Consider the following 22,181-nt stretch of genomic DNA (forward strand, 5'->3'; position numbering starts at 1 on the left):
TGATGCTTTCAATGGAACCGGGCTTCCATACTACCCTTGCGAAGATGGGGCGGACAGCCCTCCCACCGCCGCTCGATGTCGCATCCGGCGTGATTCCAAGCCACCGAAACCACGACTTTTCCCAGGGTTTACGGCCTTCCCACGCAATCGGTGCCGGCACGCGGGCATCGTGATTCTTACAAAGATTTCATGGGATTTCTGCGCGCCTGTTGCAGCGAATCCGCAACGCACTGAATTGGACGATATCGGCAAGAGGTCTGCGCCTGGGTGAGCGGCACCGCCACGCCGCCGTGACCGATCTACGTGTCGGCGAATGCGCGATTATCGTCGCCTGTCCATGGAAGCGCCGCCATGATCGGCGCCCCGCCGATGTCGAGGTCGACGATCATCGCGAAGTGATGACCCATGCGGTTGCACGCAAACTCATGACGAACGCGCGATCCGCAGAAGATTCTGCCAGCAGGTGGGACGGCCGCAAAAGCGCGTTCTACGCTTTCCGGGGCATGCGTGGCCTTAGATCGATGGAGGTAAATCCGGCCCCCTTCGCCGCAGTGCAAAAACCTTTCCCTTTTGCGATCAGCGCACTAGGTTCGCGGCAAGCAAAACATCGACCGGTAGAAGATCGTCCCTGACATGGCATTCAACAAAGACGTCGTCGAAGCAATCGGCAATACCCCCCTTATCAAGCTGCAGCGAGCCTCCGAACTGACCGGCTGCACCATTCTGGGCAAGGCGGAGTTCATGAATCCCGGCCAGTCGGTCAAGGACCGGGCCGGCAAGTGGATGATCCTGGAGGCGGAGAAACGCGGCGACCTGAAACCGGGCGGCCTCGTCGTCGAGTCGACGGCAGGCAACACCGGAATTGGGCTCGCGGTCGTGGCCAGCGCGCGCGGCTACCGCACCCTGATTGTCATTCCAGAAACCCAAAGCCAGGAAAAGAAGGATATGCTGCGGCTATGCGGCGCCGAACTGGTCGAGGCGCCGGCGCTGCCCTTCTCCAACCCGAACAACTATCAGCATCTCGGCCGGCGTCTTGCCGAGCAGCTCCGCAAGACGGAGCCGAATGGCGTGCTGTTCGCCGACCAGTGGAACAACCTCGACAATCCCAAGGCGCATTACGACTCGACGGGGCCGGAAATCTGGCAGCAGACCAACGGCAAGGTGGACGGCTTCATCTGCTCGATCGGCACCGGCGGCACGCTCGCCGGCGTCAGCCGCTACCTGAAGGAAAAGAACAAGGACATCGTGATCGCATGTGCCGATCCGCACGGATTTGCAATGTACGAGCTATTCAAGAATGGTCAGGTCAAATCGACGCCGGGCGACTCGATCACGGAAGGCATCGGTCTTGGGCGCAAGACGCCGGTCGTCGAGACCGCCAAGGTTGACGACGCGTTCCTCGTTTCCGACGAGGAGGCGGTGACAACCATTTATGAGCTTCTGCAGCACGAAGGCCTGTGCCTGGGCGGCTCAACCGGCATCAACATCGCGGGCGCGATCCAGCTTGCCAAGCAGCTCGGCCCCGGCAAGACCATCGTCACGATCCTCTGCGATTCCGGCAATCGGTATCAGTCCAAGCTGTTCAATCCGGACTTCATGCGCTCGAAGAACCTGCCGGTCCCGCAATGGCTGGAGACACGCTCCAAGGTCGAATTGCCGCTCGTAAAGACGTGAGCCCGCCACACTTGCCGACCTCATCCTGAGGATGCCGCGCAGCGGCGTCTCGAAGGATGGGCCATGGGCCATGGGCCTCATGGTTCGAGACGCGCGCAAATGCGCGCTCCTCACCATGAGAGGCGAAATCACCTCAATATTTGACTCAAGAACAGCTTCGACCGCGCGTGCTGCGGGTTGGCGAAGAATTCCTGCGGCGTATTCGACTCGATGATCTGACCGGCATCCATGAACACGACGCGATTGGCAACCTCGCGGGCAAAGCCCATTTCGTGAGTCACGACGAGCATGGTCATGCCCTCCTTGGCGAGATCGACCATCGTGTCGAGCACCTCCTTGACCATTTCCGGATCGAGCGCCGAGGTCGGCTCGTCGAACAACATGACCTTCGGAGTCATCGTCAATGCGCGGGCGATCGCGACGCGCTGCTGCTGTCCGCCCGACATCTGGCCGGGGAACTTGTTGGCCTGATGCGGGATCTTGACGCGTTCGAGGAACTTCATCGCGGCCGCCTCGGCATCCTTCTTCGGGATGTTGCGGACCCAGATCGGCGCCAGCGTGCAATTGTCGAGCACGGTGAGATGCGGGAATAGATTGAAGCTCTGGAACACCATGCCGACCTCGCGGCGCACCTCGTCGACACGGCGCAGGTTCGGCCCGAGGTCGATGCCGTCGACCACGATCTCACCCTCCTGGAACTCCTCGAGCGCGTTGATGCAGCGGATCAGCGTCGACTTGCCCGAGCCGGACGGCCCGCAGATCACGATGCGCTCGCCCCTGCCGACCTCGAGGTTGATGTCGCGCAGTACGTGGAAGTCGCCGTACCATTTGTTGAGACCGGAAATGCTGACGATCGGATCTGTGGACATGATGACCTTCAATGACGGTGGTGAGCGTTAAGGCGGCTTTCGACGAACAGCGAGTAGCGCGACATTCCAAAGCAGAACACGAAGTAGATCATTCCGGCAAAGGCGAAGCCAGTAAAGGCGGTGCTCGGCGTCGACCAGGTCGGGTCGGAGAACGTGGCGTGCAGCGACCCGAGCAGGTCGAACAATGCCACGATCGAGACCAGCGAGGTATCCTTGAACAGCGCAATGAAGCTGTTGACGAGGCCCGGAATGACGTGGCGCAGCGCCTGCGGCATCACGATCAGCGACGTGGTCTTCCACCAGGACAGGCCGAGGGCACTCGCCGCCTCGCCCTGCCCGCGCGGAATCGCCGCGAGGCCGCCGCGCACGACTTCGGCCTGGTAGGCACCCGCAAACAGCGCAATACCGATCAGCGCGCGGACCAGGCCATCGACACTGAAGTTGCCCGGCAGGAACAGCGGCAGCATGTAGGTCGCGAAGAACAGGACCGTGATCAGCGGCACGCCGCGCCAGAACTCAATGAACGCGATCGAGAAGATCCGGATCAGGGGAATGGTCGAGCGGCGGCCGAGCGCGAGCGCGATACCGATCGGCATCGAGGTCACGATGCCGGTGACCGAGACCACCAGCGTCACCAGCAGGCCGCCCCACAGCCGTGTGTCGACAACCGGAAGCCCGCCGCGGTCGAGCCCCATCAGCTTGATCACGATGGCAATGCCGAAAAAGGTCACGAGGCTTCCGACCAATGCACGCTGCCCCGTCCTCGTGCCGCCGCTGAGGGCAAAGAAGATCAGCGAAACGATCGCCGCAGTCAGCACGAAATCGAACCACAGCGGCTGGCCGGACGCCTGGAGCCGGTCGCGCAGCCAGCTCAGCGGAAGGATCAGCCAGCCGATCAGGCTGCCGAGCAGCACGATGATCTTGCCGGTTCCCCAGAGCAATGGGCCGATCGCCGAGCCCCGGCTGAGATTGACCAGGATCTGACCGGCATTGACGATGCTGTCGTCGAACAGCTGCAGCAGGCCGGCAACCCAGCTCACCCCGAAACCGGTCAACCCGCCGCCGCGCAGCAGGAAGAATGCGACCGCCGGAAAGGCAAAGAAGAACAGGCTCGCATTCAGGCGCTTCGCCGGCAGGCGCGGAATGAGCAGCGGCAGCAGCAGCGCCGCTGCGAAAGCGAAGGTCAGGTTGACGCGCCAGCGCTCCCCTGCCGGATAGAAGCCGTAGATCAGCTGGGTGAGCTTGGCCTGGATATAGGGCCAGCAGGCCCCGACCTGGTGGCCGGCATTGTCGGCAAGGCACGCGTTGCGGTCCTTGCCGCTCCAGACCGCGTCGACCAGCAGGAACTTGAGCGCAGGAACGATCGTGTACCAGAGCAGCGCCAGCGCCAGGATCGTGAACAGGATGTTGGTCGGCGAGTTCAACAGCCGAGTGCGCAGGAAGCCGAACAAGCCGGTCGTCTTCACCGGCGCCGCGCGCTCGGGGACAAGGTGCTGCCGGACAAAGGATGACGCGGAGATATCGGTCATGCCCCGAGGCTCCGGTTGATGCGCCAGCCATAGACGCTCATGATCGCGCTGGTGACGAGCGAGAGCACGAGATAGACGCCCATGGTGATGGCGATGATCTCGATCGCCTGGCCGGTCTGGCTCAGCGTCGTGCCGGCGAAGACCGAGACCAGGTCGGGATAGCCGATCGCGACCGCGAGCGACGAGTTCTTGGTCAGGTTGAGGTATTGATTGGTGAGCGGCGGAACGATGACGCGCATCGCCTGCGGCATGACGATCAGCCGCGAGGTGGCGCCGCGCGAGAGGCCGAGCGAGGAACCAGCTTCCATCTGCCCCTTGTGGACCGACTGGATGCCGGCCCGGACGATCTCCGCGATGAAGGCCGCGGTATAGGTCGACAGCGCTACCACCAGTGCAACCAGCTCAGGAATGACCCGCGATCCGCCGGCGAAGTTGAAGCCCCTGAGTTGCGGCAATTCGAAGGTCAGCGGCAGCCCGAAGATCAACATCGTCAAAAGCGGCAGTCCGACCAGCAGGCCGAGCACGTAAGGCCCGATCCGGATCGCCTGCCCGCGCTGGAACAGCGCGCGCCGGGCGTAGCCGCGCAGCAGCAGCGAGCCCAGGATGCCGACGGCGACCGCCGCAAGAAACGGATCGAGACCGGCCTGACCGATCGGCCGCGGAATCACCAGGCCGCGATTGGAGAGGAAGACGGCGTTGAACAGGTTGATGCTCTGCCGCGGTGCGGGCAGCGCCGCCAGCACGGCGAGGTACCAGAACAGCAGCTGAAACAGCAACGGCAGGTTACGCACGATCTCGACATAGATCTCGCCAAGCCGCGACAGCAGCCAGTTCGGCGACAGCCTGCACAGCGCCAGGACGAATCCGATGATGGTGGCGAATACGATGCCGATCACCGACACCAGCAACGTGTTCAGGAGCCCGACCAGGAACACCCGCGTATAAGTGTCCGATCCCGTATACGAGATCAGGTTCTGGCTGACGTCGAAGCCGGCGGTGTTCCTGAGAAAGCCGAACCCGGAGGCGATGCGCTGCGTCTCCAGGTTGGTCCTGGCATTGGCCACGATCTCGTAAGCCACCCAGGCCAGCACCGCGGCGAACACTATCTGCACGGCAAGACCGGTCCAGCCGGCCTTGCCGCCGAGCGCCCGCTTCAAGCGGAGGACGTACTGCGGCGGTGGATTTCGGGGCTCGGTGGTCATCGCCGCAGCCGCCTCGTCGACGATCAGCGGATCGGAGGCGCGTACTGGATGCCGCCCTTGTTCCAAAGCTGGTTGAGGCCGCGCGCGATCTGCAGCTTCGATCCGACGCCGACGTTGCGATCGTACATTTCGCCGTAATTGCCGACGGCCTTGATGATCCGGGCGAACCAGTCCTTGGTCAGGCCGAGCTGTTCGCCGAGATTGCCGTCGGTGCCGAAGGCGCGCTTGAGGTCGGGCTTGTCCGACTTGGCCATCTCGTCGACGTTCTTCTGGGTGACGCCCATCTCCTCGGCGTTGATCTGCGCGAACAGCACCCACTTCACGATGTCAAACCACTGATCGTCGCCGTGACGGACCATCGGGCCGAGCGGCTCCTTGGAGATGATTTCCGGCAGCACGACGTGATCGGCCGGGTTGGCGAGCTTCAGCCGCATCGCGTAGAGCTGGGAGACGTCCGAGGTGAACACGTCGCAGCGGCCGGTCTCGTAGGCCTTCAGGGTCTCGTCCGCCGAGGCAAAAGCGATCACCTCGTACTTCATGTTGTTGCCCTTGAAGTAGTCGGCGAGGTTCTGCTCGGTCGTGGTGCCGGTCTGCACGCAGACCGAGGCGCTGTTCAATTCGAGCGCCGAGTTCACCTTGAGCGACTTCTTCACCATGAACCCCTGCCCGTCATAGTAGGTCACACCAGTGAAGTTGGCGCCGAGCGAGGTGTCGCGCGACAGCGTCCAGGTAGTGTTCCGCGACAGCACGTCGATCTCGCCGGACTGCAGCGCGGTGAAGCGGTCCTTGGCCGACAGCGGCACGAACTTGACCTTGGTCGGATCGTCGAAGATCGCTGCGGCGATCCCGCGGCAGACGTCGACGTCGATCCCGGTCCAGTTGCCCTTGTCGTCCGGCGACGAGAAGCCCGGCAGACCGCTGCTGACGCCGCAGGACAGCTGACCCCGGTCCTTGACCGCCTTCAGGGTTTGCGCCGAGGCGGCCTGAACCGACAGGGCGGCGGCAGCGGCAAGGGTTAGAACCAGGGGAACGCGTTTCATGGGCAGGGGCCTTTCAGGGTCGTCCGTGGACGTTGCTCTTGATCGCCTGACGCTCACGGGGCCACCCGATGATCCGCTTTGCAGCAAAAAATGCTGATCTGTCCGGCAGTTTGACTGCAAATCGGTCAGGCAACGGGATCGAAGGTCGCGGCAGGCCCCTCAACGTGCGGCGACTGGAAGTTGCGGCGCATCACATAGCGACTGACGTGCCGGGTCAAGGGGTTGACGCATGTCTTCCGCGTCCTGTTAGTAACACTCCCCAGCGTAACTCTGCCCTCCCGACGGGTTACGGCTGCGGCAGAAAGTCTAACGGCGACGACCCATGACCTCCTCCGACAATTCCACGCCCTCCCGTCCGCAACACGCCGCGACCCGGCTGGTCACCGCCGGCCGCGACACCAAGGCCCAAAAGGGCTTTGTCAACCCGCCAGTCTTCCACGGTTCGACCGTGCTCTATCCGAGCGCAGAGGACCTCCACGCCCATCGTGCCGAATTTACCTATGGCCGCCACGGCACGCCGACCACGCGGGCGCTGCAAGATGTGCTGATGGCGCTCGAAGGCCCGCAATGCGCCGGCGTCGGGCTCGCGCCGTCGGGACTGGCCGCGATCTCGACCACCCTGCTCGCGGTGCTGAAAGCGGGCGATCATCTGCTGGTCTGCGACAACGCCTACCGGCCGACGCGCAATTTCTGCAACGGCATACTGGCGCGCTATGGCGTGGAGACCACTTATTTCGATTCGCTGATCGGCGGCGGTATCAAGGCTCTGTTCAAGCCGAACACCCGAGCGGTGCTGGTCGAGGCGCCGGGCTCGCAATCCTTCGAGATGCCCGACGTCCCTGCGATCGCGACCGTGGCCCATGCCCACGGCGCGCTTGTCATCGACGACAACACCTGGGCGACCCCGCTCTATCATCGGTCGCTCGACCAGGGCGTCGATATCAGCATGCAGGCCGCGACCAAATATATCGGCGGCCATTCCGACATCATGTTCGGCACCATCTCGGCAAATGCGAAGGCCTGGCCGCTGGTCTCCGAGGCGATCCGCCTGCTCGGCGTCTGCGCCGGGCCGGATGACGTCTATCTCGCGCTGCGCGGAATACGCACGCTGTCGGCCCGGCTCGCGCAACACCATCGCTCCGGCCTCGAGATGGCACGCTGGCTCGCCGCGCGGCCCGAGGTCGCTCGTGTCCTGCACCCTGCCCTCGAAACCGATCCGGGACATGCGATCTGGAAGCGCGACTTCACCGGCGCCTCCGGTCTGTTCAGCGTTGTCCTGAAGCCGGTGCCGCAAAAGGCGGTCGATACCATGCTCAACACGCTCACGCTGTTCGGCATGGGCTTTTCCTGGGGCGGCTTCGAGAGCCTCGCGATCCCGTTCGACTGCAGCGAGTATCGCACCGCGACCAAATGGGCGCCGGGCGGACCGACGCTGCGGCTGCATATCGGGCTCGAAGATGTCGAGGACCTCAAGGCAGATCTCGACCGCGGATTTGCGGCGCTGAAGGCGGCACTGTGATCCTCTGACGCGCGGCGCACCGGATGCTGACCGCGAGCGGCGCGCCGTGGCTTTTCCCACCTGTGCTCGACGCTGCGCCCGCCGATCGCAAGCGGCGACCTCCGGGATTTTGCAGGGTTGTGACGTCGCTGATAACCAGCCGTTCACCATCCCCACCAATCCCTTAATCGCCCAAGCCCGCTAGCAAGTTCGCTTACACTTTTGCTGCCGTAGTCATGCCCCCGGGAAGGGCTGTCCGCGCCGCAAGGCCGCTGACCGCCTGGCGTAAGGGTATTCAGTCGGTCACATGAAGACGGCACGTATCATGGTCCTGGCCATCGCCGGCGTCGCAGGCCTTGCGGCCACGTATCTCGCAAGCACCGGTGGCAACGAGAACAAGCCGGCGTCTGTCGCGCCGGTCGTGCAGTTGCCGACCGTCGAGGTGCTGGTGGCCAAGTCCGACATCGGGCTCGGTCAGTCCGTCAAGCCCGAGGACGTGCAATGGCAGCGCTGGCCGGCCGAGACCGCGAGCAGCGGCTTTATGCGCCGCGACACCAATGCCGACGCGATGAAGGACGTCATCGGCTCGATCGCGCGCGCCCCCTTCATCGTCGGCGAGCCGATCCGCGAGCAGAAGCTGGTCAAAGCCAACGGAAGCGGCTTCATGGCTGCGATCCTGCCGGCAGGCATGCGCGCAATCTCCACGGAGATCACGCCGGAGACCGGCGCCGGCGGTTTCATCCTGCCCGGCGACCGCGTCGACGTGATCCTGTCGAAGCGCGAGAAGACCCCCGATCGCGTCGGTTCTGACGTAATCGTCACCGAAACCCTGCTGTCCAACGTCCGCGTGCTGGCGATCGACCAGGCGCCGAAAGAGAAGGACGGCAGCAACTCGCTCGTCGGCAAGACCGCGACGCTCGAGTTGAAGCCCGAACAGGCCGAGACACTCGCGCGCGCAAGGCAAAGCGGCACGCTGTCGCTCGCGCTGCGCAGCATCGCCGACATCAATGACACAACGGTCGAGACCTCGGCCAACGACCAGGCCCCGAAGCGGGGCGAGAGCATCAGTGTGGTTCGCTACGGCGTCCTGAGCTCTCAGATGACACAGAAGTGATGGGGGCTTCGAAATGATATCCGGTGCAAGGCAACTGAAGGCGCGGACTGCACTGGTCCGCTCACTGTCATTTTCGGCGGCCGCGGCGCTGATCGTCATCCCTGCCCTGTCTCCGGCCGTTGCGGCCGATCCCGACAAGCATGCGGATGTCGCCGTGACCAACAGCATCCCGGTCAAGACACGCTTCCTCGCGCTTGGCGTCGGCAAGTCTGTCGTGGTCGACCTGCCCCGCGAAGCCAAAGACGTGCTGGTCGCCGATCCCAAGATCGCCAACGCGGTGATCCGCTCGGCCCAGCGCGCCTACATCATCGGCGCCGCGGTCGGTCAGACCAATGTGGTGTTCTTCGATGCGGACGGGGCGCAGGTCGCCTCCTACGACATCGCCATCAAGCGCGATCTCAACGGCCTGCGCGCCGCGCTCAGGCAAATGCTGCCGGGGGTCAACATCGAGGGTGTCGGCGACAGCGTCGTGCTGACCGGCTCGGTGTCGAGCCCGGTCGAGGCCCAGCAGGCCGGCGACGTCGCCGCAAAGCTGGTCGGTGGCGCCGACAAGGTCGTCAACTCGATCGTGGTGCGCGGCCGCGACCAGGTGATGCTGAAGGTCACCGTCGCCGAAGTGCGGCGCGATCTAGTCAAGCAACTCGGCATCGATCTCAGCGCCAACATGAACTACGGCACCGCCGCGGTGGTGTTCAACAACAGCACCCCCTTCACCGCGAACAACGGACCGCTCGTCTCCGGCAACGGATTGACTGGGGCTGCGCTGACGAAGGCCGGTGTGCCATCGGTCACCGCGACGCTGCGTGCGATGGAGAGCGCGGGCGTCGTACGGACGCTGGCCGAGCCAAATCTCACGGCCATTTCCGGCGAGTCCGCGACATTCGTGTCTGGCGGCGAATTTCCGATTCCGACTGGCGTGACCTGTCAGACGTCGTCAACTGGCACGATCGGAAACTGCGTCCAGACGGTCAGCTTCAAGAAATTCGGCATCTCGCTCAACTTCACGCCGGTGGTGCTGTCCGAGGGACGGATCAGCCTGAAGGTGATGACCGAGGTGTCCGAGGTCTCGATGGAGAACGCCTTGACCGGTGGCCAGGGCGGAACGACGATTCCATCGATCAAGACCCGGCGCGCGGACACCACGCTGGAAGTGCCCTCCGGCGGCTCGATCGCGATGGCCGGACTGATCCAGGAGCAGACCAAGCAGGCGATCAACGGCTTGCCCGGTGTCGATCAGATCCCGGTCCTCGGACAGCTCTTCCGGAGTCAGGACTTCGTCAATTCCGAGACCGAGCTGATGGTCATCGTGACGCCCTATGTGGTGCGCGCCGTTGCGCAGAAGGACCTGTCCCGTCCGGACGACGGCTTCGCTTCGGCCTCCGACTCGGAGTCGGCGCTGCTGGCGCGCATCAACCGCATCTATGGCGTCGCCGCGCGTGCCGAGCCGATCGGCGCCACGCCGGCCAATTTCGGCTTCATCATCGACTGATACGGGCCTTGAGGGTTGGGGATCGAACGATGACACGCAACACACTCGGCGGACGCGCGAGGACGCTGCCGCTGTTCGGCGTCCTGCTCACGGCGCTTGCACTCGGCGGATGCAATACGGCGACCACTGAGGTCGTGACCGGCACTGTCCCGGACGACTACCGCCAGCGCCATCCGATCGCGGTGACCGAAGGCGAGCAATCGATCGTCGTGTTCGTCGGGCATGCCCGCGGCAACCTGACCGAGACCCAGCGCGACGACGTCATGGGGATGGCCCGCGGCTGGCGCCGCGAGGGAACCGGCGCGATCGCCGTCGATGTACCGGTTGATACGCCAAATGCGCGCGCGGCACAGGCGATCTATCAGGAGATCCGCGGCCTGCTCGCATCGACGGGCGTGCCCGGCCACGCCATCACCAAGCGGCTCTACCACCCCGACGATCCGCGCGCGCTCGCTACCATCCGTGTGAGCTATCCCAAGATGGCTGCGGTTGCCGGCCCTTGCGGATTGTGGCCGGCCGATCTCGGCCCCTCGCTCGACAACCCCGCCTACATCCAGAACAAGGACTATTACAATTTCGGCTGCGCCACCCAGCGCAACCTGGCGGCGATGGTCGCCAATCCGTCCGACCTGGAACAGCCGCGCACTGAGACCGCCGCCTACACGCCGCGCCGTTCGATCGCGTTCGACAAGTACCGCAAGGGCACGTCCACCGCGACCGCCTATCCTGAAGCTGAAAAGGCCAAGCTGAGCGACTAAGGCAATGACCGCCCAACAACAAGACGAACAACCGCAGATCGACGATTACATCGCGCCCGCACCGCGCATTTCGGTGCAGGCCTTCTGCGCCAGCGTCGCAACCGCCACGACCGCGCGCGCCGCCGCCGAGGACCGTCGCCTCGCCAAGGCTCACCTCTCCGTCCACATGGGCGGCATCGCCGCTGCGATCGAGGCCTATCACAAGGCGCCGACGCCGAACGTGATTGTCCTGGAAACCGAGCCGGGCACCGATTTCCTCGCCGGCCTCGACGAGCTCGCCGCGGTGTGCGATCCCGGCACCCGCGTCGTCATGCTCGGCAATGCCGGCGATGTTGCGCCCTATCGCGAGCTGGTCCGCCGCGGCGTCAATGATTACGTGGTCGGCCCCGTCAAGGTGCTCGACATCGTGCGCTCGATCTGCAGCCTGTTCTCGGCGACGGAAGCGGTCTCGGTCGGCCGCCTGATCGCGGTCGCCGGCGCCAAGGGCGGCGTCGGCGCATCGACCGTTGCGCACAACGTCGCCTGGACGATCGCGCGCGATCTCGGGCTCGATTCCGTCGTCGTCGATCTCGACCTTGCCTTCGGCACCGCCGGCCTCGATTACAATCAGGATCCGGTGCAGGGCATCGCCAACGCGGTGTTCTCGCCCGAGCGCCCCGATACCGCCTATATGGACCGCCTGCTCGCCAAATGCAGCGACCATCTCAGCCTGCTGGCGGCGCCGGCCACCCTCGATCAGGTCTATGATTTCGGCGCCGACGCGTTTGAAGCGATCTTCGATACGATGCGCATGACCACTTCCTGCATCGTGCTTGACGTTCCGCATCAATGGACGGCCTGGACCAAGCGCACGCTGGTCGGCGCCGACGATATTCTGATCGTCGCCGAGCCAGATCTCGCCAACATGCGCAACACCAAGAACATGGTGAACCTGCTGAAGGCGGCGCGTCCCAACGACCGGCCTCCGCTGTACTGCCTGAACCAGGTCGGCATGCCGAGGCGGCCCGAGATCGAGGTCAAGGAGTTCGCCAAGACCATCGAAACCGCGCCGATCGCGACAATTCCGTTCGACAGCCGCCTGTTCGGCGAGGCCGCCAACAACGGCCAGATGATCGCAGAAGTGTCCGCGCGTCACCGCACCACGAAGACCTTCCTGCAGATCGCGCACCGCCTGACCGGCCGCCCCGACCTCGCCGAGCAGCGCGATTCGCTGTTGTCGCCGATCCTCAGGAAGCTGCAGGGGAGCCGCGACGGCAGGCGCAAGGCCGCGGGCTGATTGCACTCAATGCGTTGCCTGACGGATTCGACCGCGACGGACGAATGCAAGCCGCCTCTTGCGCATGAGCAACGCGCACTCGTGCGCAGAGATCGCGCTCACGGGAATCGAAACGTGCTCGTATCGCGATCTAGTCGCGATGGTTGGCCGCGACCGGAATCCGGCCCGTATCGGTCCGGCTCGCGTCCTTCCGCGCCAACAGCCGCTTCAACGCAGCGACATTGGCCGAGCCCTGCTCCGGCGGCAGATTCGCCTTCATGATGCCCTCGGCCTCGGCCTCGCGGCCCTGCAGCCCCACCACGACGGCAAGATTGGTTCGCACACGCATGTCGCCGGGGGCGCGCTCCCGGGCGCGACGCAACGTCTCCTCCGCCTTCGGCAGATCTTTCGAAAGCAGGTAGGACAATCCGAGATTGGAGAGCACCGAGGGATCGTCCGGCCGGATCTTCAGCGCGCTCGCGTAATACTGGCGCGCCTCGTCATGGCGATCGAGCTGATCGAGCACGGCACCCTGCGCGGACAGGATGCGCCAGTCCGGATCTTCCGGGCTGTGCGCGCGCCCGAGCACGTCGAAGGCTTGCTGGAAATTGCCGTTGTCGGCCAGCGCGCGCCCGTAGCCTGCGAGCAGCCGCTTGTCGCCGGGCTGGGCCAGCACCGCCTGCTCCATGACCGCGACCGCCTGCTCGCGCTGGCCGGTGGCGCGCAGCGCCGTGGCGTATTTCAGCGCGGCGTCGGTATCCTTGGGGTTGGCGCGGACGCGCTCCTTATATGTTTCGAGGTCGCGCCGCGGATCGGCGGACGCCTGGCTCGGCTCCGTCGTACCGCCCAATGACCCAGTGATGTCTCCGGCGAGATCTGACGACGTCTGGCAGGCCGACAGTCCGACCAACAGGACCGCGGCCGATACTGCGCTCGCGAGACGGTTCACGCGGCTCATTTGTCGGGATGACTTCTGAAACATAACGGGACTCGGGAGAGCGAAGGTTCCCGGATGCTCACAGCTTAACCCTAAGGCCGGGTTAAGGCCGGTATCATGCCGCCGTCATACCAGCGCCCGCCGCGCACGTCGGGCGCACGGACCGAGCCGGATTAGTCGATGAATTGGGCGCCAAATTCATGCCCGATCCGCCAGGCCAGACGGCATTGGCGCGGGCTACCGCTCGAAAAGATGATGGTGAATTCCGGCGGAACTTCCAGATATTCGGCGATCACCTTGACGCCGCCCGCCGAAATATCGGTGATCATGCAATCCCGAGGCAGTGAACCGGTTCCGATCTGGATCTTGGCGACGCTTCTGCAGGCGCGACGTTCGCTCTTGCGGCGATTAACAAACATCCTGATCCCCAAACACGGCTGGACGAGTTTCTGATTGCCGCAGTCGTAGCGCGGAAAGATTGGAAACTGACTAGCGGAACCGCTCGCAATTGAGCGGTTGTCTTTCAGTTTCATTTACCACGAGCGGCGCCAGCGCTCCGGCACTGCCTCCGCCCTACGGTTAGCAATTTCCTAATCCGAGCCACCAAAGCGTGCCATCGTTCACCCTGGGATAGGATTTGTTGTCCCGGAAACCTGAGAGGGAAACGGAAATGAAAGCCTCGTTGCTCCTGCTCGCCGCTGTCTCGCCAGTCGCTCCTGCGAATGCCCGCCCCCTTCAAAGGACGAACGACCGAATGATCACGTCCGACGCCCGCATCGGATGCAACGGCAGTATCGGGTGGATGGGTGCGGCGGTACCCTGGAGGAACTACTACAACTTCAGCAGCGTTGGGGAATGTCACGCGAAGATGCTGACGCTCGGTTGGGACAACAACGCGCTCGCTTGGTATTGCACCAATCTCGGGCTGAAAAGCTGAACGGTCATCACCGACAGTCTGGAAGCGGCCGCCGCGGTTGGCGGCCTTTTTCGTTGCGGTTCCTCCCCGCTGCCGGGTTCCCGTGAGAACAAAAAGGGGTTGATCCACGGTCGATTGGCGATAGCGTGACCCTTTCGACTCGATTTTGCCGGGGCGCGGACAGGCATGGGAAGCATGGTCTTACTTGATCTGATGGGTGGCGTGGCGCTGCTGCTGTGGGGCCTTCACATGGTCCACAGCGGGATCCTGCGCGCCTTCGGCCCCGACCTGCGCCTGCTGCTCGCCAAGGCACTGAACAACCGGTTCAGCGCCTTCGCCGCCGGCCTCGGCCTGACCGCCCTGCTCCAGAGCTCGACCGCGACCGCCCTGATCACCAGTTCGTTCACCGCGGAAGGCCTGGTCAGCCTGGTGCCGGCGCTTGCCATCATGCTGGGGGCTAATGTCGGCACCACCCTGATCGTGCAGGTGCTGTCGTTCAACGTCGCGGCGGTTGCGCCCGTGCTGTTCATCCTCGGCCTGGTCGCCTTCCGCACGGGACCGCGCTCCCGGATCAAGGACCTCGGCCGCGTTTCGATCGGCCTCGGCCTGATGCTGCTGGCGCTGCACATCCTGCTCGACACGCTGGCGCCGGCCGAAAACGCCCCGGGCGTGCGCGTCTTCATGAACGCGATCACCGGCGATCCCGTGCTCTGCATCTTCATCGGCGCCGTCGTCACCTGGCTGGTCCATTCCAGCGTCGCCAGCGTGCTGCTGGTGATGTCGCTGGCCTACGCCCAGTTCATTTCACCCTACGCGGCGTTTGCGCTGGTGCTCGGCGCCAATCTCGGCAGCGCCATCAACCCGCTGATGGAAGGCGCGCGCCGCGACGATCCGGCGAGCTATCGCCTGCCGGTCGGCAATCTCGTCAACCGCATCGTCGGCATCCTGCTGGTGGCGCCGTTCCTGCGCCCGATCACCGAGCACATTCAGGCCTTCCAGCCGGACCTCGCCAAGGCGACGGCGCAGTTCCACATCGCCTTCAATGTCGCGACAGCGATCCTGTTTATCGGCGCCCTCGACGGCATGGCGCGGCTGCTTAATCGGCTGCTGCCCCAGCGGGTGCAGGAGACCGATCCGTCACGGCCGCGTTATCTCGACGAGAGCGCGCTGGAGACGCCGTCGCTCGCGCTGGCCGACGCCGCGCGCGAGGTGCTGTACATGGGCGACCATGTCGAGGTGATGCTGCGCAAGGTGATGGCCGCGATGATGACCAGCGACCGCGCGCTGGTCGACCAGGTGTCGCGGATGGACAACAGCGTCGACAGCCTGAACGAGGCGATCAAGCTTTACGTGACCAAGCTCACCCGCGGCAGCCTCGACGAGCGCGAGGGCCAGCGCGCCATGGAGATCGTCGCCTTCGCGATCAATCTCGAGCATATCGGCGACATCATCGACAAGAACCTCAGCGAGCTCGCGACCAAGAAGATCAAGCGCCGCCTGCAATTCTCGAGCGAAGGTGCCGAGGAATTGTCGGCATTCCACAAGCGGACCATCGACTCGCTGCGGATCGCGTTCGGCGTCTTCATGTCGGGCGACGCCGGCGAGGCGCGCAAGCTGCTGACCGAGAAGGCTGCGTTGCGCGCGGCCGAACTCGCCGCCGTCGAGCGTCATCTCGAGCGTCTGCGTGAAGGCCGTCCCGAGACCATCGAGACCACGTCGCTGCATCTGGACGTGCTGCGCGACCTCCGCCGCATTCATTCGCATATCTGCTCGGTCGCCTACCCGGTGCTCGACGCAGCCGGTGAGACCGCGGCCTATCGCGAGAGCGCCGTCGAGGCCGCGAATGATCTTTCGGCGCCCATGGCCGGCCGATCGTGATGATCAGCGGTCGAGCGTCTTGGACGCCTTGCCGCGGTTCTTCACGATCAGCATGATGTTGCGCGTGTAGATCAGCGTGGCGAGGCCCTGGCCAAGGATGATCACCGGTTCGCGCTTGGCGAGGCCGTAGATCAGCGTCATCAGGCCGCCGCCCATCGAGAAGAACCAGAACGCCATCGGCACCACGCTCTGGCCGGCGCGCTCGCTGGAGATCCATTGCACGAGGAAGCGCGCGGTGAACAGCAGTTGTGCGACGAGGCCGAAGGCCAGCCAGAAGTCGAACTTGGCGACGAACACGTCGTAGAGATAGGCGTGCAGCGCCTGGCCGTATTGAATCAGCATCACCTCACCTCGGTCACGACCGGCACTTCAGTGACGACCGGCGTCGGCTTCTTGCGGCGGATCAGCCACCACACGCCCGCGAGATCCATGATCCCGATCCAGAGCCGGTCGAAGAATCCGTAGTTCGACACGCCGGAATGGCGCGGGCGGTCGATCACGTCGACATAGGCGATCGCGAACCCCTCGCGGCGGACCAGCGCCGGCAGGAAGCGGTGCAGCCCGTCGAAATAGGGCATCGACAGGAACACGTCGCGCGGAAAGGCCTTCAGCCCGCAGCCGGTGTCGCGGGTGCCGTCGCGCAGGATCGCGCCGCGCACCGCGTTGGCGATGCGCGACTGCATCTTCTTGAATCCGGTGTCCTTGCGCCCCACCCGCTGGCCGGCGGCGAGGCCGACACGGCCGTTGCCGCTCTCGACCGCCGAGATCAGGTTCGGCAGGAACGCCGGGTTGTTTTGCCCGTCGCCGTCGAGCGTCGCCACGATCGCGCCGCGCGCGGCCCGTACTCCGCTGCGCACCGCCGCCGATTGGCCCGACGATACGGCGTGCCGCAGCTGCCTGAGATTGGGCCGCTGCGCCATGATCGCAGCCAGCCGTTCGCCGGTGTCGTCGGTCGAGCCGTCGTTGACGTAGATGATCTCGTAGGCCCAGCGGCCATCCAGCGCGGCCGCGATCTCGGCGATCAGCGGCGCGATATTGTCGGCCTCATTGCGCACCGGCACGACGATGGAAACGGCGACCGGCGTCTGGTCGGGAAGCGGCAAATCGGCACTCGAGGTTGGTGTTGTTTCCGGCTTGGAACCGGCCCGATCCGGCCGTCGGGCGACCGCTTTTATGGGGCGAAGGCGTTCCCCGCAACCCTTTTGAGGCGCCCGTCCGACGGTCCCGGCAACGCAACGACAGTGCCGTCGCGATGGATGGCAAAACCAAGGCGGCGGGCGGCGAACCAGTACCGCACGGCCATTGCGCCGATCACGCCGACGAGCGCTCCGGCGACCACGTCGCTCGGATGATGCGCCAGCAGCACCAGCCGCGTCGCGGCGATCATCAGCGCGTAGACCAGCATCACGATCCGTGCCCGCGGCCATACCGCCGACACGGCGAACGCCAGCGCGAATGCGGTGATCGCGTGCCCCGACGGGAAGCTCGAATAGGCCTCGATGCCGGCGAAATGATGGAAGTTGAAGGCATTGGCCTTGCCGCCGACAAAGGGCCGGCCGCGGCCGACGATCCATTTGATCACTTCGCCCACGGCCACCGAGAACGCGACCGACAGGAACAGATATTGCAGCCGTGTTCCAAGGCCCAGCAAGGTCGCGCGAGACACACCACGCAACGCGGGAGCCACCAGCGCGACCGCGATCAGCAGAATGCCGAGCGCCCACAGCACGTGCACATCCTTGCCGAAGTCGGTCAGGATCCGCACCCACCACAGGCTCGGCGTGCCGCGCGGCGGCATCAAGCTGATCTCCTCGGTGTCGACGAGATACATCAGCGTGACGATCGCGGCACCGGTGACGACGACAAGCATGAGCACGTGACGCGCAGAGCGGCGCGCGGCCTCCGCCCTCAGCGAATGCGACGGGGCGCGCACGAGCTGTGCGAACGACAGCCAAACCAGCGTCAGCAGTCGCCCGAAATAATTCCCGGTGTCCTGGGGCGCAGGCGGCAACGCCATCTCATTCCGTTCCTTCGGAGCGGAAGATCGCGATCGAGACCGCCTTGCCCTGCGAGATGTTGTAGCCCTCGATCCGCACCATCGCGTTGTAGCGCAGCCCGATCGCCTCGGCCCGCTGGACGAAGGAGCGCTCGGAGCGCTGTTCGACCAGCGCGAAGCGGCAGGCGCCCTGCGACAGGAAATCGGCGGCGCCCGATCCGTCGGTCAGAAGTGTCGACGTTTCCGTCATGAACACGAGGCTCGGCTCGAGGAAACCTGCTGCTGCGGCTTTCGGGCCTACGCACGTGACGGTGCGAAGGGCGCGTGCCACCTCCTGACTCGGGAACACCGTCGTGAGCCGCGGCAACACCACGCCGTAGGTGCCGGCCGCCATCAGCGCCGCGGCGACCACGGCGTTGAGCAGCGAGCGCTCGGCGCGGCTGTCCTCGAACAGCCGCCAGGCAACGAGGCCGAACACCATTGCGACCGCAAACAACGGCCAGGCGGGAAACACCGGCTGATGAATCGCCTTGATGGCCCCGACGATCACGAGCACCGAGCCGGCTGCGGGGATCGCAAACCACCAGGCCGAGCCGCGCAACAACCAGGAGCGCGCCAGCACGCGCCGCTCCAGCGCGCCCGCGGTCAGGATCGCGATCGCCGGATAAAGCGGCAGCACGTAATGCGGCAGCTTGGTCAGAACAGCCTCGAACACGATCCAGGACGGGATCAACCAGGCCAGCAGAAACTGCGCGCCAGGCTCCCGCCGTGCACGCCAGACCGCAGGCGCGGCCATTGCGGCAAGCGGCGCGCCGGGCCAGAACGTGATCCAGAACAGCAGAAGGTAGAGTCCCGGCGGCGCGCCGTGGGATTCCTGCGCCCCGAGCTTGCTCAGCATGTCGCCGCCGACCGAGTCGGCAAAGAAGGTCTCGCCGGCGCGCAGGAAGATCAGCACGAACCACGGCAGCACCAGCACCAGCAGCCACATCAGCCCCCAGACCGGGCGCATGCGTCCGAACCAGGCGACCGACCTGTCGAGGAAGGCGAGCACCACCATCGCGAGCCCGACAAACATCAGGATCAGCGGCCCCTTGAGCAGGATGCCTCCCGCCAGCGCCGTCCAGAAGATCGCAGGCGGCCCCCACGACGGGTGCGCCGGGTCCTCGCCGCGCTGCCACGACAGATAAACCCGCGCCATCGCGCCCATCGCGGCTGTGACCGTGAACAGCAGCATCGCGTCGGTCTTGGCAAGCCGCGCCTCGACCCCGAGCAGCACGCAGCTTGCCATCATCAATGCGGCCAGTACCGCACCCTGCCTGGTCACGAAGGCCAGCGCCGTCCAGTAGGTCAGGAGCACCGCGCCGATGGCGCCGATCAAGGATGGCAGGCGATAGACCCAGATGCGCACCTGGGCCCGCGGCACCCCGAGCGCGGATATCGTCTTCAGGGCCGCCGCCTGCATCCAGTAGATGCCAACGGGTTTCTTGTAACGGACGTCGTCCTGGAAGCGGATGTCGACGAAGTCGCCGCTCTCGACCATCTGCTTGGTCGCCTGGGCAAAGCGCACCTCGTCGCGGTCGATCGGCGGGATGGTAAAGAAGCCCGGCAGGAACAGCACCAGACAGGTCAGTGTCAGGAACAGGACCGAACGCCAATGGCTGGCCGTGCCGAACTCGAACGCCATGAACAACCTGCGGCTCGAATGCGCAGGTTTTACAGACTGTTGCCCTGCTCCGAAGCGCCGGGGTTGGAGGCCATCCACCATGGATTTCGCATACGATGAAACCGCAGCGCAAACAACTGTGCAGTTCCGCTTTCCCGCGCCATCATTGCACGCGAATCACAACGGTATCCGCGGCCCCCGTGGCATCGATCACGGTCAGGCGCGCGAAGCCCGGTCCGGGCGGATCGATCAGGCGCTGGCGGCGGCTGTCGATGTCCCCGGCTGAGACACCATTGACCATTACCGTCAGCGGCAGCACGCCGCCGGCGACCTTCACCGGCATGGCCGTGTAACGGCCGCCTTCGGAATGGTCGACGTCGATGCGCGAGCCGTTCAGCGGAAACTGGATGTGCGGCGCCTGGTCGTTGCCGCTGCGGACGAGTTCGCCGAGCGGACGGAAACGTCGCAGCGGCGGCGGCAGCCTGGAATTGCTCGCAATCAGCACGCCCCGCGGCGGCTTCGGCAGCGCTGCCGGAATCCTCCCCGTGCGCGCGAAGGCGTCGAACAGGACCGGCGCCGCGGCCGAGCGGCCGACCAGGCCCGGCACCGGTGAGCCGTCCGGGCGGCCGACCCAGACGCCGATCGTGATGCGGCCGTCGAAGCCGACCGACCAGGCGTCACGATAGCCGTAGCTGGTGCCGGTCTTGAACGCGATTCTGTTGTGCACGCCATTCTCCGGCGGCGGCGTACCGAGCAGGACATTGCCGACCTGCCAGGCCGCAGCCCGATCCATCAGCCGCATCGTATCGCGCTCGTCCTTGGCCTGCATGATCTCGCGCAGCGGCTTCGTCGCGCCGAGCCGCGCCAGTCCGGAATAGAGCTGCGCGAGATCCTGCAGCGTCACGCCGACGCCGCCGAGGCCCATTGCGAGACCCGGCGCCTCGTCCTTGGGCAGCACCAGATTGGTTCCGGCCTGCCTCAGCCGCGACGACAGCCGGCTGGCGCCGACCCGGTCGAGCAACGCGATCGCCGGCACGTTCAGCGAAAACTGCAGCGCCTTGCGCACCGGCACCGTGCCCTGGAACGTCATGTCGAAATTTTCCGGCGCATAGGTCCCGAAGCGGATCGGGCGATCCTCGATCAGGCTGTCCGGATGCACGAAGCCGTCCTCGAAAGCGAGGCCATAGATGAACGGCTTCAGCGTCGAGCCGGGCGAGCGCACCGCGCGGGTCATGTCGACCTGCCCTGCACGCCGCTCGTCGAAGTAATCGGGCGAGCCGACGCGCGCGAGCACGTCGCCGGTCGCATTGTCGACCGCGATGATCGCGACCGAGATGTCAGGTCCCAGCGCGATTGCGCGGTCGCGCGCCAACGCCTCGAGGTTCTTCTGCAAGGGGGCATCCAGCGTCAGCTTGATGACGGGGGTATCCTTCATCGTCGCGATCGCCTGATCCGACGAATGCGGCGCCAGGATCGGGATCTGCTTGCGCATCTTCAACACCGGCACGGCCTTCGCCTGGGCGGCGTCCTCCTTCGACACCGCGCCCTCCTCGACCATGCGGTCGAGCACACGGTCGCGCGCAATGTGTGCCGCTTGCGGATAGCGGTCGAGCCGCCGCCGTTCGGGAGACTGCGGCAGCGCTACGAGCAGCGCGGCTTCGGCCAGCGAGAGCCGCTTCGGCTCCTTGCCGAAATAGGCGATCGAGGCCGCGCGCACGCCTTCGAGATTGCCGCCGAACGGCGCCAGCGCGAGGTAAAGGTTGAGAATCTGATCCTTGGAGAACTGCCGCTCCAGCTCCACCGCGCGCACCATCTGCCGCAGCTTGGCGTAGACCGAGCGTTGATGCCGTGGTTCCATCAGCCGCGCGAGCTGCATCGTGATGGTCGAACCGCCGGAGATGATCTGACCGCGCGTGATGAGCTGCAACGCAGCGCGCGACAACGCCAGCGGGTCGACGCCGTGATGCTCGTAGAAGCGCTTGTCCTCATAGGCGAACAGCAGCTTCAGGTAGCCCGGGTCGACGTCGGTCTTCGCGTCGACCGGCAGGCGCCAGCGTCCGTCGGCCATCGCATAGGCACGGAGCAGCTTGCCATTGCGGTCGACGACGGTGGTCGAGACCTGCTCGGCCTGCGCAATCGGCAGCGGCCCAAGCGAGACGACCCAGGCCGCGAAGGCGCCGGTCACGATGACGAGCACCGCGGCCAGTGCTGCAATGACGCGAAGCGTCCACCCTCTGCCAGCGTCATGCCCGGGCTTGCCCCCGGCATCCGCGTTTTTCGTTCCGCTAGGCAAGTCCGCGGATCCCCGGGTCAAGCCCGGGGATGACGAGAAGAGTCCTGGGCACGCGTCTTCGCTCATCCCA

20 protein-coding genes are annotated in these 22,181 nt (G+C 65.2%); 9 read left to right on the forward strand and 11 right to left on the reverse strand.

The genetic code is table 11. From position 1 onward, the window contains the following. The first annotated feature begins 209 nt into the window (after nucleotides 1-209). On the forward strand, nucleotides 210-632 hold the full coding sequence (locus tag MTX19_RS20340) for a hypothetical protein (protein ID WP_280979008.1): 423 nt from the start codon (nucleotides 210-212) through the stop codon (nucleotides 630-632). A 1-nt stretch (nucleotide 633) separates the two neighbouring features. Continuing rightward, on the forward strand, nucleotides 634-1,674 hold the full coding sequence (locus MTX19_RS20345; protein ID WP_280985436.1) for a cysteine synthase A: 1,041 nt from the start codon (nucleotides 634-636) through the stop codon (nucleotides 1,672-1,674). Nucleotides 1,675-1,802: 128 nt separating this feature from the next. Here the strand turns inward: MTX19_RS20345 and MTX19_RS20350 are convergent, their stop codons facing one another. From MTX19_RS20350 to MTX19_RS20365, 4 genes are read right to left on the reverse strand one after another with little or no spacing between them, the layout of a single operon-like run. Next, nucleotides 1,803-2,543 carry an amino acid ABC transporter ATP-binding protein gene (locus tag MTX19_RS20350; protein WP_280971673.1) on the reverse strand — a complete coding sequence of 247 codons (741 nt, stop codon included), beginning with the start codon at nucleotides 2,541-2,543 and terminating at the stop codon, nucleotides 1,803-1,805. An 8-nt stretch (nucleotides 2,544-2,551) separates the two neighbouring features. Continuing rightward, nucleotides 2,552-4,072: an amino acid ABC transporter permease gene (locus MTX19_RS20355; RefSeq protein WP_280979009.1), complete on the reverse strand. Its 1,521-nt coding sequence runs from the start codon at nucleotides 4,070-4,072 to the stop codon at nucleotides 2,552-2,554. Next, complete coding sequence (locus tag MTX19_RS20360) at nucleotides 4,069-5,274, reverse strand: ABC transporter permease subunit (RefSeq protein WP_280979010.1); 1,206 nt, start codon at nucleotides 5,272-5,274, stop codon at nucleotides 4,069-4,071. Before MTX19_RS20360 ends, MTX19_RS20355 begins: the two co-directional genes overlap by 4 nt. 23 nt (nucleotides 5,275-5,297) lie before the next feature. Further along, entirely contained in the window at nucleotides 5,298-6,314 is a 1,017-nt protein-coding gene (locus MTX19_RS20365; protein ID WP_280979011.1) for an amino acid ABC transporter substrate-binding protein, read from the reverse strand. A 322-nt stretch (nucleotides 6,315-6,636) separates the two neighbouring features. On the opposite strand from MTX19_RS20365, the gene metC reads away from it, so the two are divergent. The 5 genes from metC to MTX19_RS20390 all read left to right on the forward strand — a co-directional run bounded on the left by metC (nucleotide 6,637) and on the right by MTX19_RS20390 (nucleotide 12,449). After that, nucleotides 6,637-7,833: a cystathionine beta-lyase gene (metC, locus tag MTX19_RS20370; protein ID WP_280979012.1), complete on the forward strand. Its 1,197-nt coding sequence runs from the start codon at nucleotides 6,637-6,639 to the stop codon at nucleotides 7,831-7,833. 286 nt (nucleotides 7,834-8,119) lie between these two features. Further along, on the forward strand, nucleotides 8,120-8,926 hold the full coding sequence (gene cpaB, locus MTX19_RS20375) for a Flp pilus assembly protein CpaB (RefSeq protein WP_280979013.1): 807 nt from the start codon (nucleotides 8,120-8,122) through the stop codon (nucleotides 8,924-8,926). A gap of 13 nt (nucleotides 8,927-8,939) precedes the next feature. Then, complete coding sequence (locus MTX19_RS20380) at nucleotides 8,940-10,415, forward strand: type II and III secretion system protein family protein (RefSeq protein ID WP_280979014.1); 1,476 nt, start codon at nucleotides 8,940-8,942, stop codon at nucleotides 10,413-10,415. A 29-nt stretch (nucleotides 10,416-10,444) separates the two neighbouring features. Next, nucleotides 10,445-11,173 (forward strand): CpaD family pilus assembly protein, encoded by a 729-nt coding sequence (locus MTX19_RS20385; protein ID WP_280979015.1) that lies wholly within the window; start codon nucleotides 10,445-10,447, stop codon nucleotides 11,171-11,173. A 4-nt stretch (nucleotides 11,174-11,177) separates the two neighbouring features. Next, a complete protein-coding gene (locus tag MTX19_RS20390) occupies nucleotides 11,178-12,449 on the forward strand; it encodes an AAA family ATPase (RefSeq protein ID WP_280979016.1) in 1,272 nt (423 codons plus the stop codon). Nucleotides 12,450-12,579: 130 nt separating this feature from the next. Here MTX19_RS20390 and MTX19_RS20395 read toward each other — a convergent pair whose 3' ends face one another. Continuing rightward, entirely contained in the window at nucleotides 12,580-13,386 is an 807-nt protein-coding gene (locus MTX19_RS20395) for a tetratricopeptide repeat protein (protein ID WP_280979017.1), read from the reverse strand. Between the two features lie 152 nt (nucleotides 13,387-13,538). After that, nucleotides 13,539-13,784: a PilZ domain-containing protein gene (locus tag MTX19_RS20400; protein WP_348638316.1), complete on the reverse strand. Its 246-nt coding sequence runs from the start codon at nucleotides 13,782-13,784 to the stop codon at nucleotides 13,539-13,541. Between the two features lie 335 nt (nucleotides 13,785-14,119). Between MTX19_RS20400 and MTX19_RS20405 the strand changes: the two genes are divergently transcribed. Both MTX19_RS20405 and MTX19_RS20410 read left to right on the forward strand, forming a co-directional pair. Beyond that, on the forward strand, nucleotides 14,120-14,302 hold the full coding sequence (locus MTX19_RS20405; RefSeq protein ID WP_280979019.1) for a hypothetical protein: 183 nt from the start codon (nucleotides 14,120-14,122) through the stop codon (nucleotides 14,300-14,302). A gap of 165 nt (nucleotides 14,303-14,467) precedes the next feature. After that, complete coding sequence (locus MTX19_RS20410) at nucleotides 14,468-16,159, forward strand: Na/Pi cotransporter family protein (RefSeq protein WP_280979020.1); 1,692 nt, start codon at nucleotides 14,468-14,470, stop codon at nucleotides 16,157-16,159. A gap of 3 nt (nucleotides 16,160-16,162) precedes the next feature. Here MTX19_RS20410 and MTX19_RS20415 read toward each other — a convergent pair whose 3' ends face one another. The 5 genes from MTX19_RS20415 to pbpC all read right to left on the reverse strand — a co-directional run bounded on the left by MTX19_RS20415 (nucleotide 16,163) and on the right by pbpC (nucleotide 22,177). Beyond that, nucleotides 16,163-16,501, reverse strand: coding sequence for a lipid-A-disaccharide synthase N-terminal domain-containing protein (locus MTX19_RS20415; protein WP_280971687.1), 339 nt, complete (start codon nucleotides 16,499-16,501; stop codon nucleotides 16,163-16,165). Continuing rightward, complete coding sequence (locus tag MTX19_RS20420; RefSeq protein ID WP_280979021.1) at nucleotides 16,501-17,262, reverse strand: glycosyltransferase family 2 protein; 762 nt, start codon at nucleotides 17,260-17,262, stop codon at nucleotides 16,501-16,503. The genes MTX19_RS20415 and MTX19_RS20420 overlap by 1 nt, the downstream gene beginning before the upstream one ends. 68 nt (nucleotides 17,263-17,330) lie before the next feature. Beyond that, nucleotides 17,331-18,176 carry a phosphatase PAP2 family protein gene (locus tag MTX19_RS20425; RefSeq protein WP_280979022.1) on the reverse strand — a complete coding sequence of 282 codons (846 nt, stop codon included), beginning with the start codon at nucleotides 18,174-18,176 and terminating at the stop codon, nucleotides 17,331-17,333. A gap of 1 nt (nucleotide 18,177) precedes the next feature. Next, a complete protein-coding gene (locus tag MTX19_RS20430; protein ID WP_280985437.1) occupies nucleotides 18,178-19,839 on the reverse strand; it encodes a glycosyltransferase family 39 protein in 1,662 nt (553 codons plus the stop codon). A gap of 142 nt (nucleotides 19,840-19,981) precedes the next feature. Continuing rightward, on the reverse strand, nucleotides 19,982-22,177 hold the full coding sequence (gene pbpC / locus MTX19_RS20435) for a penicillin-binding protein 1C (protein ID WP_280979023.1): 2,196 nt from the start codon (nucleotides 22,175-22,177) through the stop codon (nucleotides 19,982-19,984). Between the last annotated feature and the right edge of the window lie 4 nt (nucleotides 22,178-22,181).

The sequence above is a fragment of the Bradyrhizobium sp. ISRA464 genome (assembly GCF_029910095.1).
Taxonomy (GTDB): domain Bacteria; phylum Pseudomonadota; class Alphaproteobacteria; order Rhizobiales; family Xanthobacteraceae; genus Bradyrhizobium.

Coding starts and splice junctions, on each gene's coding strand:
- MTX19_RS20345 (WP_280985436.1), top strand. CDS start 634: ATGGCATTCAACAAAGACGTCGTCGAAGCAATCGGCAATACCCCCCTT.
- MTX19_RS20350 (WP_280971673.1), bottom strand. CDS start 2,543: ATGTCCACAGATCCGATCGTCAGCATTTCCGGTCTCAACAAATGGTAC.
- MTX19_RS20355 (WP_280979009.1), bottom strand. CDS start 4,072: ATGACCGATATCTCCGCGTCATCCTTTGTCCGGCAGCACCTTGTCCCC.
- MTX19_RS20360 (WP_280979010.1), bottom strand. CDS start 5,274: ATGACCACCGAGCCCCGAAATCCACCGCCGCAGTACGTCCTCCGCTTG.
- MTX19_RS20365 (WP_280979011.1), bottom strand. CDS start 6,314: ATGAAACGCGTTCCCCTGGTTCTAACCCTTGCCGCTGCCGCCGCCCTG.
- metC (WP_280979012.1), top strand. CDS start 6,637: ATGACCTCCTCCGACAATTCCACGCCCTCCCGTCCGCAACACGCCGCG.
- cpaB (WP_280979013.1), top strand. CDS start 8,120: ATGAAGACGGCACGTATCATGGTCCTGGCCATCGCCGGCGTCGCAGGC.
- MTX19_RS20380 (WP_280979014.1), top strand. CDS start 8,940: ATGATATCCGGTGCAAGGCAACTGAAGGCGCGGACTGCACTGGTCCGC.
- MTX19_RS20385 (WP_280979015.1), top strand. CDS start 10,445: ATGACACGCAACACACTCGGCGGACGCGCGAGGACGCTGCCGCTGTTC.
- MTX19_RS20390 (WP_280979016.1), top strand. CDS start 11,178: ATGACCGCCCAACAACAAGACGAACAACCGCAGATCGACGATTACATC.
- MTX19_RS20395 (WP_280979017.1), bottom strand. CDS start 13,386: ATGAGCCGCGTGAACCGTCTCGCGAGCGCAGTATCGGCCGCGGTCCTG.
- MTX19_RS20400 (WP_348638316.1), bottom strand. CDS start 13,784: ATGTTTGTTAATCGCCGCAAGAGCGAACGTCGCGCCTGCAGAAGCGTC.
- MTX19_RS20405 (WP_280979019.1), top strand. CDS start 14,120: ATGATCACGTCCGACGCCCGCATCGGATGCAACGGCAGTATCGGGTGG.
- MTX19_RS20410 (WP_280979020.1), top strand. CDS start 14,468: ATGGGAAGCATGGTCTTACTTGATCTGATGGGTGGCGTGGCGCTGCTG.
- MTX19_RS20415 (WP_280971687.1), bottom strand. CDS start 16,501: ATGCTGATTCAATACGGCCAGGCGCTGCACGCCTATCTCTACGACGTG.
- MTX19_RS20425 (WP_280979022.1), bottom strand. CDS start 18,176: ATGGCGTTGCCGCCTGCGCCCCAGGACACCGGGAATTATTTCGGGCGA.
- MTX19_RS20430 (WP_280985437.1), bottom strand. CDS start 19,839: ATGGCGTTCGAGTTCGGCACGGCCAGCCATTGGCGTTCGGTCCTGTTC.
- pbpC (WP_280979023.1), bottom strand. CDS start 22,177: ATGAGCGAAGACGCGTGCCCAGGACTCTTCTCGTCATCCCCGGGCTTG.